At 65.4% G+C, this 14,169-nt stretch carries 13 protein-coding genes and 1 riboswitch; of the genes, 3 read left to right on the top strand and 10 right to left on the bottom strand.

What is annotated here, in order from left to right:
- The first annotated feature begins 14 nt into the window (after positions 1 to 14).
- Positions 15 to 491: a hypothetical protein gene (locus XH87_RS07805; RefSeq protein ID WP_271586792.1), complete on the top strand. Its 477-nt coding sequence runs from the start codon at positions 15 to 17 to the stop codon at positions 489 to 491.
- On the opposite strand, the gene XH87_RS07800 is transcribed toward XH87_RS07805, so the two are convergent.
- The 4 genes from XH87_RS07800 to XH87_RS07785 all read right to left on the bottom strand — a co-directional run bounded on the left by XH87_RS07800 (position 488) and on the right by XH87_RS07785 (position 4,982).
- The gene (locus XH87_RS07800) at positions 488 to 1,933 is read right to left on the bottom strand and encodes an MATE family efflux transporter (RefSeq protein ID WP_271586791.1); all 1,446 of its coding nucleotides are present in this window, start codon (positions 1,931 to 1,933) and stop codon (positions 488 to 490) included. The two genes, XH87_RS07805 and XH87_RS07800, sit on opposite strands and share 4 nt — an antisense overlap.
- A gap of 168 nt (positions 1,934 to 2,101) precedes the next feature.
- Positions 2,102 to 3,154: a hypothetical protein gene (locus tag XH87_RS07795; protein WP_271586790.1), complete on the bottom strand. Its 1,053-nt coding sequence runs from the start codon at positions 3,152 to 3,154 to the stop codon at positions 2,102 to 2,104.
- A 104-nt stretch (positions 3,155 to 3,258) separates the two neighbouring features.
- Complete coding sequence (locus tag XH87_RS07790) at positions 3,259 to 3,675, bottom strand: PAS domain S-box protein (RefSeq protein WP_271586789.1); 417 nt, start codon at positions 3,673 to 3,675, stop codon at positions 3,259 to 3,261.
- Positions 3,676 to 3,845: 170 nt separating this feature from the next.
- Positions 3,846 to 4,982, bottom strand: a complete 1,137-nt coding sequence (locus XH87_RS07785; RefSeq protein WP_442868242.1) for a 2'-deoxycytidine 5'-triphosphate deaminase — start codon at positions 4,980 to 4,982, stop codon at positions 3,846 to 3,848.
- Positions 4,983 to 5,062: 80 nt separating this feature from the next.
- A riboswitch (SAM riboswitch) is annotated at positions 5,063 to 5,142 on the top strand.
- A 73-nt stretch (positions 5,143 to 5,215) separates the two neighbouring features.
- Here XH87_RS07785 and XH87_RS07780 point away from each other — a divergent pair.
- Positions 5,216 to 6,403, top strand: coding sequence for an O-succinylhomoserine sulfhydrylase (locus tag XH87_RS07780; protein ID WP_035703355.1), 1,188 nt, complete (start codon positions 5,216 to 5,218; stop codon positions 6,401 to 6,403).
- A 180-nt stretch (positions 6,404 to 6,583) separates the two neighbouring features.
- Here XH87_RS07780 and XH87_RS07775 read toward each other — a convergent pair whose 3' ends face one another.
- From XH87_RS07775 to XH87_RS07765, 3 genes are read right to left on the bottom strand one after another with little or no spacing between them, the layout of a single operon-like run.
- The gene (locus XH87_RS07775) at positions 6,584 to 7,576 is read right to left on the bottom strand and encodes an SGNH/GDSL hydrolase family protein (RefSeq protein ID WP_271586787.1); all 993 of its coding nucleotides are present in this window, start codon (positions 7,574 to 7,576) and stop codon (positions 6,584 to 6,586) included.
- A gap of 12 nt (positions 7,577 to 7,588) precedes the next feature.
- Entirely contained in the window at positions 7,589 to 8,368 is a 780-nt protein-coding gene (locus tag XH87_RS07770) for an SGNH/GDSL hydrolase family protein (protein ID WP_158668509.1), read from the bottom strand.
- Complete coding sequence (locus XH87_RS07765) at positions 8,368 to 9,624, bottom strand: OpgC domain-containing protein (RefSeq protein ID WP_271586786.1); 1,257 nt, start codon at positions 9,622 to 9,624, stop codon at positions 8,368 to 8,370. Before XH87_RS07765 ends, XH87_RS07770 begins: the two co-directional genes overlap by 1 nt.
- Positions 9,625 to 9,820: 196 nt before the next feature.
- On the opposite strand from XH87_RS07765, the gene apaG reads away from it, so the two are divergent.
- Positions 9,821 to 10,213 (top strand): Co2+/Mg2+ efflux protein ApaG, encoded by a 393-nt coding sequence (gene apaG, locus XH87_RS07760; protein ID WP_035703363.1) that lies wholly within the window; start codon positions 9,821 to 9,823, stop codon positions 10,211 to 10,213.
- 165 nt (positions 10,214 to 10,378) lie between these two features.
- Here apaG and XH87_RS07755 read toward each other — a convergent pair whose 3' ends face one another.
- From XH87_RS07755 to XH87_RS07745, 3 genes are all read right to left on the bottom strand, one after another.
- The gene (locus tag XH87_RS07755; protein WP_271586785.1) at positions 10,379 to 11,422 is read right to left on the bottom strand and encodes an Hsp33 family molecular chaperone; all 1,044 of its coding nucleotides are present in this window, start codon (positions 11,420 to 11,422) and stop codon (positions 10,379 to 10,381) included.
- Positions 11,423 to 11,721: 299 nt separating this feature from the next.
- Positions 11,722 to 12,657 (bottom strand): ornithine carbamoyltransferase, encoded by a 936-nt coding sequence (gene argF / locus XH87_RS07750; protein ID WP_035703367.1) that lies wholly within the window; start codon positions 12,655 to 12,657, stop codon positions 11,722 to 11,724.
- The gene (locus XH87_RS07745; protein ID WP_271586784.1) at positions 12,657 to 13,865 is read right to left on the bottom strand and encodes an aspartate aminotransferase family protein; all 1,209 of its coding nucleotides are present in this window, start codon (positions 13,863 to 13,865) and stop codon (positions 12,657 to 12,659) included. The genes argF and XH87_RS07745 overlap by 1 nt, the downstream gene beginning before the upstream one ends.
- Between the last annotated feature and the right edge of the window lie 304 nt (positions 13,866 to 14,169).

Genomic DNA, 14,169 nt, shown 5'->3' with positions numbered 1-14,169 from the left:
GCGAGGAGCATGCCATGAAAGGTGCGGACAAGGTGATCTGCCAGGCAGCCGCCGTGCTGCTGCTGTTTTCCTTCGCGAGCACGCCGGCGAAGGCGCAGTTTGCAGGCTTCGGCGGCGGGGGTGCCGGCGGCGAGGACATGATGACCCAGATGGCGCCGATGCTGGAGATGATGAAAGCGAAGATGGGCAAGCGCCGCTTCGCCATGCTGATGCAGACCATGGGTCCGATGATGAGCCGCATGATGGAGAACGGCGGCGGCGGGCCCGGCGGAGTGACAGGCGGCAGTTTTGGCGGCGGATTCGGTGCGCCCAATTACGGCGGCTACACGCCGATGGGCGGAGGCACCATGCCGGCCGGGTTCGGTGGCGGCGACATCATGGGCATGATCGGCGGCGCCGGTGGCGGCGAGATGATGGCGATGATCCCGCAACTGATGCGGCTCGCCAATGTCGGCGGCGGCAGCAGACATCGCCGCCACAAGCATCGCTAGTCGGTGGCGCCGGACAGAGCCGGCCTGATCGCAGTCTTGCTCCCGCGCGGCCCCCAGCGTGTCAGCACCACGCTGGAGCACGACAGCACGCCGAGCACGACCATCGAGCTCGCGGCCAGCCAGAAGAAGCTTTGCGCACTGGCCTCGTGCGTCGACAGCCACCAGCCGACAGCGGCGATGTAGACCAGCCGCGCCGTCTGCGCCAGCACCGGCCCGATCACCTTGGCCGCGCCTTGCGAGGAGAAATACATCGTCGTTGCAAGGCCGAAGAAGGCGTAGAACGGCCCGACTGTCGCGAGATATTGATGGCTCGCCGCGCGCACGGCCACGCTGTCGGTGAAGATGTTGACCCAGAGATCGGGGAAGATCGCAACGAGACACGCCGGCGCGCCGACCGCCACGAAAGCGGCGGCACTGGCGGTCCAGGCGATGCGCCGGGCGCGCGCGATGCGGCCGGCGCCGATCGCCATCCCGACCATCGGCACACAGGCGATGCCGAACGAGAACGCGATCGAGGTCAGCAGAAACTCGAGTCGCGCGCCGATGCCGTAGCCGGCGAGGATCGCGGTCCCGAACTTCGCCAGCATGTGGGTGAAGATCGAGATCGTCAGTACCGATTGCAGCGGCGAGAAGCAGGCGATGGCGCCGACCTTGAGGATGTCAAAAAACATCGCCCACTGGATGCGCAGGCCGCGCAGCTTCGGTGCGATCCGCGCGCGGCCGGAGAACAGGTACCAGCCCATGATGCAGATGTTCATGGAGTAGGCGATCAGCGCGCCGGCCGCGACGCCGCGCATGCCCAGCGGCGGAACGGGGCCGAGCCCGAGGCCCAGCGTGCCGCCGAGCACGATCTGCCAGGCCGCGGAGTTGAGGATGAGGAATGACGGCAGCTTCATGTTGCCGGTGCCGCGCAGGACGCCCGCCATGGTGTTGAGCAACCAGGGCAGCACGGCGCCGCCGAAAAACACCTGCGTGTAGGCGATCGCATGCGCCAGCACATTGCCGCGGCCGCCGAGCATTTCGAGTACCGTGGGTCCGAAGATCAGCATGCCCAGCATGAAGACGAGGCCGAAGCTGATGCCGATCAGCATCGCATGCACCGCGAGCGTGCCGGCACGCTCGCGATCGCCGGCACCGAGCGCGCGTGCGATGGCCGAGGCCACCGCACCACCCATGGCGCCGCCCGACATCGTCATGGTCAGGATCACGGTCGGAAACACCAGCGCCATCGCCGCCAGCGCCTCGACACCGAGCCGGCCGACATACGAGGTCTCCGCGATCACCACGCAGATGCCGGCCGACAAGCCGATCACGTTCGGCCAGGCGAGGGACAGCAGCGTGCGCAGAATCGGCCCGTCGGTCAGCGCGCTCTTGACGGCGCGCGGGGGCGGCCGCAACGGTCGCTCTTGCTCATCGACCGGGATCTCGGCGATGTCGGACATGTCCTCTCCCGGGCAGGAGCACCTTTTGCGGCGCGGCAATGAACAGGTGTGCCAATCAATCTATTCGCGCGCAGGGCGCGGCGGGGGCTTTTGTTAGCATGGTGCGCGCCGGTTCCTCCTGCGTCGGATGCAGGCGTGCCCTGCGGCAGCGCATTCCAATAGGTGAACTTACCCGATCGTCCAGACCAGTGGTGGACGGCCACCGGCTGCGGAACGCATGTGCACGCCGATATGCCGGCCGCAACCCGCGGCGAGCCCTTCGACCAGTCCCTCCAGCACCCTCGTGCAAGCGCGGTGATGGTCGGCGACGTCGTCCATCAGCTTCCAGCTCCGCTGGCGGATTTCGAACGTGCCTTCTGATCGCGTCATCTCGGACGCATCATCCTGCGCGGCGAGCAACGCGCTCAGGAACGATGCGAACTCGCTCGCACCGCCGCGGGTCATCGCCAGCGCCGCTGCAACCTCGTCGAAATATTGCATGCCGATCAGCTTGCCAGTGAGATGCAGGAGATAGCCGGCATCCTCCGGGCCGAACAGTTGCACCATCACGGGCGCAGCGGTGCGGACATATTCCATCGCGTAGTTGCGATAGGCTTTTTCCAGACGCGGCTTCGGCCAGCTCTCGACCGGCAGCGCCGGCGCGGTCTTCGCATCGAACAACGGCGCCTCCAGATGCCGCGAAAACACCAGGCGCTGGTCCAGCTCGAGCGGGTGGTCGTACTGGTGGTAGTAGCCTTCGAGCCCGTCCTGGCCGTCGATGCTCTGCTTGGTGCAGACGAAGCCCAGCCTGAGGTCGCCGAGCGCAACGCCGTTGTTGGCGTGCCAGCCGCGCAGCATCGCGCGGCTGACTTCGCCCGGCACGCCGCAGATCGCGGTGCCCTTCCAGATCCAGCGCGGCGGCGGATAGCGGATCCAGGCCTTGGTGTCGCTCTCATACATGTATTCGACATGCACGCCGCCGATCCAGTTGGAGAGGTAGTGATATTGCGCGGCGGCGACCGCCGGCGGCAGATGATCGATCCCGAGCTTCTTGAGGCCCGGCAGGAAGCGCTCCTGCTGCTGACGGCGAAACACGCGGAAGACGAACTCGGCGGCATCAGCGCTGCCGCGCCGCGTGACGACGGTGAGGATGAGGCCGGTGAAGCAGGCGTGATAGAGGTCGGCGACCGCGCGCCAGCGCTTCCATTGGGCTTCCTGCGTGGCGTCCAGAGCGGCGGCCATGTTCACTCCCGATCGTTGGTTTGATCGAGTGTGTCACTGCACCCGCCGGCAGGCAACATGAGGTCCATGCAGGGCGCTCTGCGCGAGCGATCGTCAATTCCGCATCACGAAGTTTGCGGCGGCGCCTTGGCCGCGCGCTCTCGCTCGACCCGCTCGGTGACATCGCGCGCCATTGCCACGGACCCGACCACGACCCCACCGGCGTCCCGCACCAGCGCGAAGGTCATCTCGATGTAGAGCTTGCGGCCGCTCTGGTGCAGCGCGCGGGTCAGCGTCGGCTTGCCCGCAAGCTTCAGCGCACCACTGGCGAGCGCGGCCTCGAAACCCTTCCAGTGCGCGTCGCGGAGATGCTCGGGAATGATCAAGTCGAGGTTCTGGCCCAGCGCTTCCGCGGCGGAGAAGCCGAACAAGGCGGTCGACGCACGATTCCAGCGCGTGATCGTACCGGAGCGATCCGAATAGATCAGCGCGTCCGCGACATCGTTGAGGATGTTTGCGTCGAGTTGGGAATGATCGGTCATGTCATCACCTCGCAAGCAGCCCGGATTGGTTACGCATCCTGCCACACATTGGATGTCATCGCCCGACTTGATCGGGCGATCCAGTATTCCGAGACAGCAGTGATCGGATCGAGAGGCTGCGGCGTACTGGATGCCCCGGTCAAGCCGGGGCACGACAGTAGGGTGGGGGGCTACACCCGGAAATGCTTCGATAGTTTGAGGCCCTGGGCCTGATAATTGGAGCCGATGCGCTGGCCGTACATCGCGTCGGGGCGGGCGAGCATCTTTTCGTAGACGAGACGGCCGACGATCTGGCCGTGCTCGAGGATGAACGGCACCTCGCGCGAGCGCACCTCGAGCACGGCGCGCGCACCCTGCCCGCCGGCGCCGGCATAGCCGAAGCCGGGATCGAAGAATCCGGCATAATGCACGCGGAACTCGCCGACCAGGGGATCGAACGGCACCATCTCCGCGGCGTAATCGGGCGGCACCTGCACGGCTTCCTTGGAGGCGAGAATGTAGAACTCACCGGGATCGAGGATCAAGCTGCCGTCGGGGCGCGCCGAGATCGGCTCCCAGAAGTCTTCGACCGCGTAGCCGGAGCGGCGATCGACGTCGACGACGCCGGTGTGGCGCTTGGCGCGGTAGCCGACGAAGCCGTTGGCTTTCTCGCCCGATAGATCGACCGAGACGGCGACGCCGCCGGAGAGGTCGGCATCGTCGACGTCGACGAGACGCTCGGCGGCATGCAGCGCGTCGAGCTCGTCGGCGTTGAGGATGGCGTCGCCGGTGCGGAAGCGCACCTGGCTGAGGCGCGAGCCCTCGCGCACCAGCACCGGAAACGTCTTCGGGCTGATCTCGGCATAGAGCGGGCCATGATAGCCGGCGCCGATCATGTCGAAGCGGCGGGTGCCGTCGGCGATCACGCGGGTGAAGACGTCGAGCCGGCCGGTCGAGCTCTTCGGGTTGGCGGCCGCGACGATCTCCGGCGGCAGCGCCAGGCTTTCGAGCAGCGGCACGATATAGACGCAGTTGGTCTCCAGCACCGCGCCGTCGGCGAGGCTGAACTCGTGCAGCTTCAATTCGTCAATGCGCTCGGCGACGGTGGCGCCGGGACCTGGCAGGAAGCTGGCGCGGACGCGGTAGGCGATGTCGCCGAGACGCAGATCGAGGCTCGCCGGCTGGATCTGGCTCTCGACGAAGTCGTATTCGGGCAGGATGAGCCCCGCTTCCGCCATCGCCGCGATCATGCGGTCGGGCAGGATACCATTGGCGTCGGCGGCGACCGTGAAACTCAACCGGGGGCCCTCGTCAGGGGTCAAACGCATCCGCACATGCGGAAAATACCAAGCTTTTACGGCTATCCGATGGACGCCTTGACGGAAAGGGCATTGCGGAATATGAGCATCACTTATCCCGTGGTGATTTGAGCCGGCCGGCTTGCAGCCACGTTAAATAAGTCGCTAAACAGGCCGGGGACCTCTGTGATCCCGGCCAATGGAGTTATCCAGGCCGGTTTTTTGTGACCATTTCTGCTCGAATGGTCATGTCGGAGGGTCCTATGTCGAAGTCGCCTGCCAACTACCGTCCCGAAACCCGCCTGGTCCATTCCGGGACCCTGCGCTCGCAATTTGGCGAGACGTCGGAGGCGCTGTTCCTGACCCAGGGCTACGTCTACAACAGCGCCGAGGAGTGCGAGGCGCGGTTCAAGGGCGAGGATCCGGGCTTCATCTATTCGCGCTACTCCAACCCCACCATCGCGATGTTCGAGCGCCGCATGATCGAGCTCGAGGGTGCCGAGGCCGCCCGCTCGGCGGCGACCGGCATGGCCGCGGTGACGACCGCGATCCTGGCGCCGCTGAAGGCCGGCGATCACGTCGTGGCCTCGCGCGCGCTGTTCGGGTCGTGCCTCTACGTCGTGCAGGACCTGTTGCCGCGCTACGGCATCGAGACCACGCTGGTCGACGGGCTCGATCTCGACCAGTGGCAGCGCGCGCTGAAGCCGAACACGAAGACGTTCTTCCTGGAGAGCCCGACCAACCCGACGCTGGATGTGCTCGACATTCCTGCCATCGCCGAGATCGCGCACAAGGGCGGCGCACGGCTCGTCGTCGACAACGTGTTCGCCACGCCGATCTGGCAGAGCCCGCTCGCGCTGGGGGCCGACGTCGTCGTCTATTCCGCGACCAAGCATATCGACGGCCAGGGCCGGTGCCTGGGCGGCATCATCCTGTCATCGGAAGCCTTCATCGCCGAGCACATCCATAATTTCATGCGCCAGACCGGCCCCTCGATCTCGCCGTTCAACGCCTGGGTTCTGCTCAAGGGCCTGGAGACGCTGGGCGTGCGCGTGCGGGCGCAGACCGATAACGCGGCGCGCATCGCCGACGCGCTGGCGAGCCATCCGAAGATTTCGCGGCTGGTTTTTCCAGGCCGCGCCGATCATCCGCAGGCGGCGCTGGTGAAAAAGCAGATGCGCGGCGGCTCGACGCTGGTCGGCTTCGAGGTCAAGGGCGGCAAAGCGGCGGCGTTCCGCGTGCTCAACGAACTGAAGCTCGCGAAGATCTCGAACAATCTCGGCGACGCCAAGAGCCTCGTCACGCATCCGGCGACGACGACGCATCAGCGTCTGAAGCCGGAGGACCGTGCCGCGCTCGGCATCAGCGAGGGGTTCATCCGCTTCTCCGCCGGGCTCGAGCATGCGGACGATCTGATCGAGGATCTGACGGCGGCGCTGGAGAAGGCGTGAGCGCTCTTACCCTCCCCTGGAGGGGGAGGGTCGCTTCGTATGGAGCGAAGCGAAATGCGAAGCGGGGTGGGGTGGGGTGACGGTCTCTCCACCTCGTACGGTGCCCGAGTGGAGAGATCACCCCACCCCGCTCGCGCTGCGCGCGATCGACCCTCCCCCTCCAGGGGAGGTGAAGTAAATCTACATCGGCCGGTACGTCCTCACGTCCGCGGGCACGTTCACCCCGAGCTTGATCTGGCCGACGGAACGGATGATGTCGTCACCCAACAGCTGAGCGAAGCAGGCGTAGCCCCAATCGTTCATGTGCAGCCCATCGGCGATCACGAAGCCCTCGACCGGAATGGCCTGCTTCTCGTGCCAGTCGCGCATCACCTCGAAGCGCGGGAAGATTCCGACGTGACGGAGCTCGGCGACCTTGCCGAGCAGCTTCACCATCTTGCCGGCGCTCTCGGCGCGCTGATTGACGGCCGGCGAATATTGCGGATCGACCAGCACGATGTCGGCGTCGCCCGCAGCCTGGATGCGGCTGATGCCGTCCTCCACCAGCTTGGCGGTGTCGCCGGGATCGAGATTGCGCAGCACGGCGTTGGTGCCGACCTGCCAGATCACGAGATCCGGGTGCACGTCGATCACCTGCGTCTGGAGGCGCCTCATCATCTCGGGGGCGTCCTCGCCGCCGACGCCGGCATTGATGACGCTGATGTCGGCGGTCGGATAGTGCCGGCGGAGCTGCGCCGCGAGACGATTGGGGTAATTGAACTCCGGCGAGCTCGCGCCGAATCCCTGAGTCGACGACGAGCCGAACGCGACGATGACGACGGGCCGGCCGGCGACGAGCTTGCCGGCAACGTGCGGCAGCGAGCCCATCGCCTTCGGGCCGCCCTTCGGCGGCAGGCAGGGCACACGGTTGAAGATGTCGGCGGCGGATTTGGCGGCCTGCTTCACCTTGTCGAGGGCGCGCGCCGCGATGCCACGTGGCTCGGGCGAAGTCGCAGCGACGGTGGTCTGGGAGGGCGATGTGGGGGCGGGATCAGCCGACTGCGCGGGAGCGGGCGTCGCCGGCGCGGCTTGCGTCTGCGCATGCGATTGCGCGGCCGGCGTCAGCACCAGCAGCACTGCCGCTGCGAACCCGGCCAGCCATGACGTCAGGCAAAAAGGGCGGAGAGAACTCATTAACGCTAGACCTCAATTTTGCTGCTGGGCCGGCTCGAGACGGGCTGCGTCGAACACGAACTGTGCCAACGCCCGGCCAAGGCAATCATGGACCTGCTTCGCCAGTTCGGGTCCACGGGACGGGCTGAACAGGTCGAACTGGCCCTGATCACTCCATTGCCGCATGATCGCGAAACGATCGAACAGCGGGATACCGTGCTCCTGCGCCACCACCCGCATATTATCGAGGAAAGGCTGCGCCGAGATCATGGTTTCGGTGCGTGGACTGTACTGCAGATTCATCAAGACGACGTCAGCCCCCGCATTTTGCAGCGCGGCAACCCCTTCGGTGACGGCACTGCGAAACTCGTCGGGATCGCTGGCTCGGATAGCGTCCACGGTCCCGGTCTGCCAGACGACTAACGTAGGCGTTTTTGCTTCCATCAGTTTAACGAAAGTGGAGGCAGTCTCCTCCGCCGTTTTCTTGCTCTGTATTTCTACGGAGACACGCACCACTTCCGACGGCGGCAGCTTCTCCTTGAGGATCGCCTCCATGCGCGCCGGATACGAGCTGTTCTCCGAAGCTGGAATGGTCGTCGAGCGGCTGCCGATCACCAGGATCTCGAGCGGTTTGCCGGCCCTGATGGCATCGGCGACCTTGGGCAGCGGGCTTTCGCTGGTCAGCAGATAGGCCGGCACTTCGCAGGAAGCGGGTGCAGGGGAAGCGGCGGGCGCAGCATCGCCCGCACGCGCCGCAGGCGCGCCGAGGCCACCGCATAGCAGGATCAGGCTCAGGAGAACCTTCGCCTTCATCAGCCCCCTCCCGCCAGATCGGCGTTGCCGACGGCGTTTTTGGTTTTCGCGCCGCTCTTGTCAGCCACGCGCTTGTACCACGAAATGACCCAGGCCACCCCCCACATGATCAGGACTCCGGAGAGACTAATCAAGGCATGCATGGCTGCGCCGCCGGAGACTTCGGCCAGGATGAAGTGGCCGGCGAAAGCAAGGAAGACGCCGAGACAGAATATCTCGAGGGAATGCTGGCCGCACAGGATCAGCGGCCGCAGCCAGGGCGACTTCAGGCCCGGCCAGTCCCGCGGCAGAAAGCGCACCGTGAGCGCGGCCAGCGCCAGGAAATGCGTGAAGCGCAGCACGTCGAGATTGGTCTTGTCGATCGGATACATCCATTTCTCGATCAGCTTCGGCATGAACTGGGACAGCTGCGGCACATACCAGGTCAGCGTCACGTAGAACGACGCGGCGAGATAGGCGATCGCCATCCACATCGTGACGCGTGACGACAGAATACGCGACATGCGGCGCGCACCTCCGAGCGCACACCATGCACCGAACACGAACAGCAATTGCCAGGCGAAGGGATTGAAGGCCCAGAAGCCGTTCGGATAGGCCGATAGATAAAGATCGTACTCCCAGGTGAGCGCGTAGAGTACGACCGAAAGGCCGAGGGTGACGTCGGGTCGCCATTTCATCGACCACAGGATCAGGGGTAGCGCCAGCATCAGCACGATGTAGAGCGGCAGCACGTCCATGTTGACGGGACGGAAGCGCAAGAGCAGCGCCTGCACGATCGTGACGTCCGGCTGCTTGAGGAAGTCCATGATGCCCATCTCTTCGGTGTAGAGCGGGTTCTCGAACCTGGTCGCCACGTAGGAGATTTCGGCAAGGAAGATCGTGAACAGGAAGACGTGGGCGACGTAGATCTGCCAGACCCTGCGCAGGATGCGCGCGGTGGCGATGACGACGCCGCTCTCCAGCATCGCCCGTCCATAGACGAAGGCGGCGGTGTAGCCGGAGATGAAGATGAATATCTCCGTAGCGTCGCTGAAGCCGTAGTTGCGGATCGTGAACCAGGTCAACAGACTCGGCGGCAGGTGGTCGATGAAGATCAGCCACAGCGCGAGCCCGCGGAACAGATCGAGCCGGAGCTCGCGCTCGCCGATGGCGGGCAGCGTGATGGCCGGCACGGCGGTGCGCGGCCTGGTCCCTGCGGGTCTGGCCTCTGCGGCCCCCGCGATCGTCGATCCCGTCACTCGGTCGGCAATGGTCATCGGGGGCTCAAAAACCCTTCCGCAAATCGCGACGTTGAAGGAATGTAGCGATCCAGCCGTCGTCTCGCAAAGCGGCCGGATCATATAGGGGAATCTCCCTCTGGGATGTCCTTCCCTTCGAATTCTGGCGGGACGATGTCGCCTGAGCCGTCTGCAGCGTTTGGTTCCCGGGACGGATTTGGCTATTATGGCAACCATGTACCGCGCCGTGACCCGCCAGATCGAAGTGACCGTCGAGCCGAACTTTGTTCCGGAACAGTCGTCGGCCGACCGCTCGCGCTATTTCTGGTCCTACACCATCGTCATCACCAATTCGGGCGAGGAGACCGTGCAGCTCAAGACGCGGCACTGGATCATTACCGATGCCTCCGGCCGCCAGCAGGAGGTGAAGGGCGAGGGCGTCGTCGGCGAGCAGCCGATCCTGGCTCCCGGCGAGCGCTTCGAATACACCTCCGGCGTGCCGCTCACGACCGCCTCCGGCTTCATGACCGGCCGCTACCAGATGGTCAGCGAAAGCGGCGAGCGCTTCGAGATCGACGTGCCGACGTTCTCGCTGGACAGCCCGGACCATAAGCGGGTGTTGAACTAGGGGGGACACTCTCGTGTCCCGGACGCGCCACAACGCAAGGCGTTGCCGCGCAGAGCCGGAACCCAGGGCGCCAGTACGCTCCGCGACATGGGCCCCGGCCCTGCAGCGCGCTGCGCCGCGTCCGGGGCACGAGCGCGAAGTGTGGCGCAGGCTCTGTCCACACCGTCATTGCGAGTTCTGACCGGCCGGAAGGGCCGACCCGGCGACGTCCTCGACGCCCGCCTCGTGCGGCGTGAACTGGTAGACCGAGCTGCAGAACTCGCAGGTGACGACGACCTTGTCGTCCTTGACCATGGCAGCGCGGTCGTCGGGCGAAAAGCTCTTCAGCATGGACGCGACCGCATCGCGCGAGCAGGAGCATTGCGCCTGCAGGGACAGCGGCTTGAACACGCGCACGCCGCGCTCGTGGAACAGGCGGTAGAGCAGCCGCTCGCCGGAGAGCTCGGGATCGATCAGCTCGACGTCCTCGACGGTCTCGATCAGCGAGCGCGCCTCGACCCAGGCGTCGTCCTCGGCGACGCTATGCGCCTCGACGCCTTCGGGTGCATCGCCCGGATGCAAGTCCGCCTGCCGCGCGCGCTCCGGCGCCTTCGGCAAAAACTGCATCAGCATGCCGCCGGCGCGCCAGCGATGCTTGCCGCCGTCGCTCGAGCGCCACTCCTCGCCGACCGCAAGGCGCACTTTGGTCGGAATCTGCTCGGAGCGCAGGAAATATTCGTGGGCGGCGTCTTCCAGGCTGCCGCCATCGAGCGCGACCAGACCCTGATAGCGGCTCATGTCGGGGCCCTGGTCGATGGTCATGGCGAGATGGCCGCGACCGAGCAGCGTGCCGGAATCCTTCGCCGTGCCCAGACGCGAGGCGTCGTAGCGGGCATAGGCGCGCAGATGGTCCGGCGCCTTGTAGTCGACGACCAGGAACGACACCGGGCCGTCGGTCTGGGCCTGCAGGATGAAGCGGCCTTCGAATTTCAGCGCCGAGCCGAGCAGCGTCGCCAGCACGATGGCCTCGCCGAGCAACTTGCCGACCGGCGCTGGATAATCGTGCTTGGTCAGGATGTCGTCGAGCGCAGGGCCGAGCCGCACCAAGCGGCCGCGCACGTCGAGCGCGTCGACCTCGTAGGGCAGCACGGCGTCATCGATCGGAACCGCTGATGGCGCGCGAACCGGGCCTTCGGACCCGGTCTTCATGTCAGGGAATTGGGAAACCATGGCGCTCTATCTGGGGTCGGAGAGTGGGGATTGGAAGGGGCACGGAGATCACCGAGATGGTGTGTTCCGGATGCGGATTGAACGGTAACAAGCCGCCTCAAATTCGGTGTCGTCCCGGGGCGCGCGAAGCGCGAACCCGGGACCCACCACAGGATGACGTTGTGACCGGCGATGACAACTCCGAGTCTTCGCCAAACTCAATCCTGTGGCTATGGATCCCGGATCGGCGCGCCGCTGCGCGGCGCTTGTCCGGGATGACAGCGGAGAATGGGGCCATCAAGGCGGCCCCACCACCGCAATTACTTCACCGCGTCAAAGCACCAGGCCAGAATGCCTTTCTGCGCATGCAGACGGTTTTCGGCCTCGTCGAACACGACCGATTGCGGGCCGTCGATCACCTCGTCCGTGACCTCCTCGCCGCGATGGGCGGGCAGGCAGTGCATGAAAAGCGCATCGGGCTTGGCGAGCGACATCAGCTTGCTGTTGACCTGGTAGGGCTTGAGCACGTTGTGGCGGTGCTCGCCCTCCTTGTCGCCCATCGACACCCAGGTGTCGGTGACGACGCAATCGGCGCCGCGCACGGCGGCTTCCGGATCGGTGCCGAGCGCGATCGGCGCATTGGTCGTCTTGATCCAGTCGCGCATCGCCTTTTTCGGCGCGAGCTCCGGAGGTGTTGCGACGTTGAGCTGGAACTTGAAGCGCTCGGCGGCGTGCGCCCAGGACGCCAGCACGTTGTTGTCGTCGCCGGTCCAGGCCACAGTCTTGCCCTCGATCGGGCCGCGATGCTCCTCGTAGGTCATGAGATCGGCCATCACCTGGCAGGGATGCGACCGCCGCGTCAGGCCGTTGATCACGGGCACGGTCGCATAGGCCGCAAGCTCCAGCAGCGCCTCGTGATTGAGGATGCGGATCATGATGGCGTCGACATAGCGCGACAGCACCCGCGCGGTGTCGGCGATGGTCTCGCCGCGACCGAGCTGCATCTCGGCGCCGGTGAGCATGATGGGCTCGCCGCCGAGCTGGCGCATGGCGACATCGAACGACACCCGCGTCCGCGTCGAGGGCCGCTCGAAGATCATCGCCAGCGTTTTGCCTTCAAGCGGCCTGACCGGCTGATGCGCCTTCTGCTTCGCTTTCATGGCGGACGAGGCGGCGAGCATGCTCTTGAGCTCCGACAGCGGCAGCTCGTTGATATCCAGGAAGTGCTTTGGAGTCTTGTTGGGCGTCTTGTTCATCAGCTTGCCGCCCGCTTGGTCTGGCTGGATGAGATCGCAGTGCAGGCGCGTTCGAGCCGCCCGACGCTGTCCTCGATCTCCGCTTCAGTGACGATCAAGGGTGGCAGGAAGCGCACGACATTGTCGCCTGCTCCGACGGTGAGCAATTTTTCGGCGCGCAGCGCCGCGACGAGGTCGCCTGCGGGCACCACGGCCTTGATGCCGATCAGGAGGCCCTCGCCGCGCACCTCGCTGACGACATCAGGATGACGGTCGATCACCGAGGCGAGCTTCTGCTTCAGCAGCAGCGACATCTTCTGAACGTGATCGAAGAAGCCGGGCTTGAGCATGACGTCGAGAACGGCGTTCGCAGCCGAGATCGCGAGCGGATTGCCGCCGAAGGTCGAACCGTGCGAGCCCGGCCCCATGCCGCGCGCCGCGTCGGCGGTGGCGAGCACCGCGCCGATCGGGAAACCGCCACCGAGCGCCTTCGCCAGCGACATCACGTCGGGCACGACGCCGGTGCGCTTGTAGGCAAAGAGTTCGCCGGTGCGGCCCATGCCGGTCTGCACCTCGTCGAAGGCGAGCAACAGGCCGCGCTCATTGCAGAGCTCGCGCAGTGCCTTGAGGAAGGCGGGAGGCGCAGAACGAACACCGCCCTCGCCCTGGATCGGCTCGATGAGAATGCCGGCGGTATGCGGGCCGATCGCCTTCTTCACAGCTTCCAGGTCGCCATGCGGCACCTGGTCGAAGCCGTCCATCGGCGGACCGAAGCCCTCGAGATATTTTGCAGATCCGGTAGCGGCGAGCGTTGCCAGCGTGCGGCCGTGGAAGGCGCCCTCGAAGGTGATCATGCGATAGCGCTCGGGATGCCCCTTGGAGAAGTGATGATGGCGGACCAGCTTGATCACGCCTTCCAGCGCCTCGGCGCCGGAATTGCAGAAGAACACGAAGTCGGCAAAACTCTCGTTGCAGAGGCGGCTTGCGAGCTTCTCGCCGTCGGGGCTCTGGAACAGGTTCGACATGTGCCAGAGCTTCGTCGCCTGCTCCTGCAGCGCCTTGACCAGCGCGGGATGAACATGGCCGAGCGCATTCACCGCCACGCCCGAGGTGAAATCGAGATAGCGATCCCCATTGGTCGCGACCAGCCAGCAGCCTTCGCCGCGCTCGAAACCGAGGTCGGCCCTGGCGAAAACGGGGAGCAAATGCGGCGCGGCGCTGTTGGTCATGACGTCACTTGAATGTTGCGGACGGCGTGAAGCGTGCATTGCGCAACGCACCATTGCCCGGCCCGGAAAACGAAACGTGCCGCCTTTTAAGGGCGGCACGTGACGCTATCTTATGCCTGACAAGACGGGTGTCAATGCCGCCCGGAAAGCCTCGCGAAACGCTGAATCCGTAGTCTTGCGGTGCCGGTTTTGCGGGTTTTCACCACGGAACATGTGGAAGCGAGCCGGCGGACTCTTGCGCGGGAGTCACGCCATATTGTAGCGTTTGGACTGTCAGATACGATATCTCGTGCAGCGGTTCTGA

It is taken from the genome of Bradyrhizobium sp. CCBAU 53415 (assembly GCF_028128735.1).
In the GTDB taxonomy this organism is placed as follows: domain Bacteria; phylum Pseudomonadota; class Alphaproteobacteria; order Rhizobiales; family Xanthobacteraceae; genus Bradyrhizobium.
Note: the sequence above shows the minus strand (reverse complement) of the source record. Positions and strands in the feature narration are given on the sequence as shown.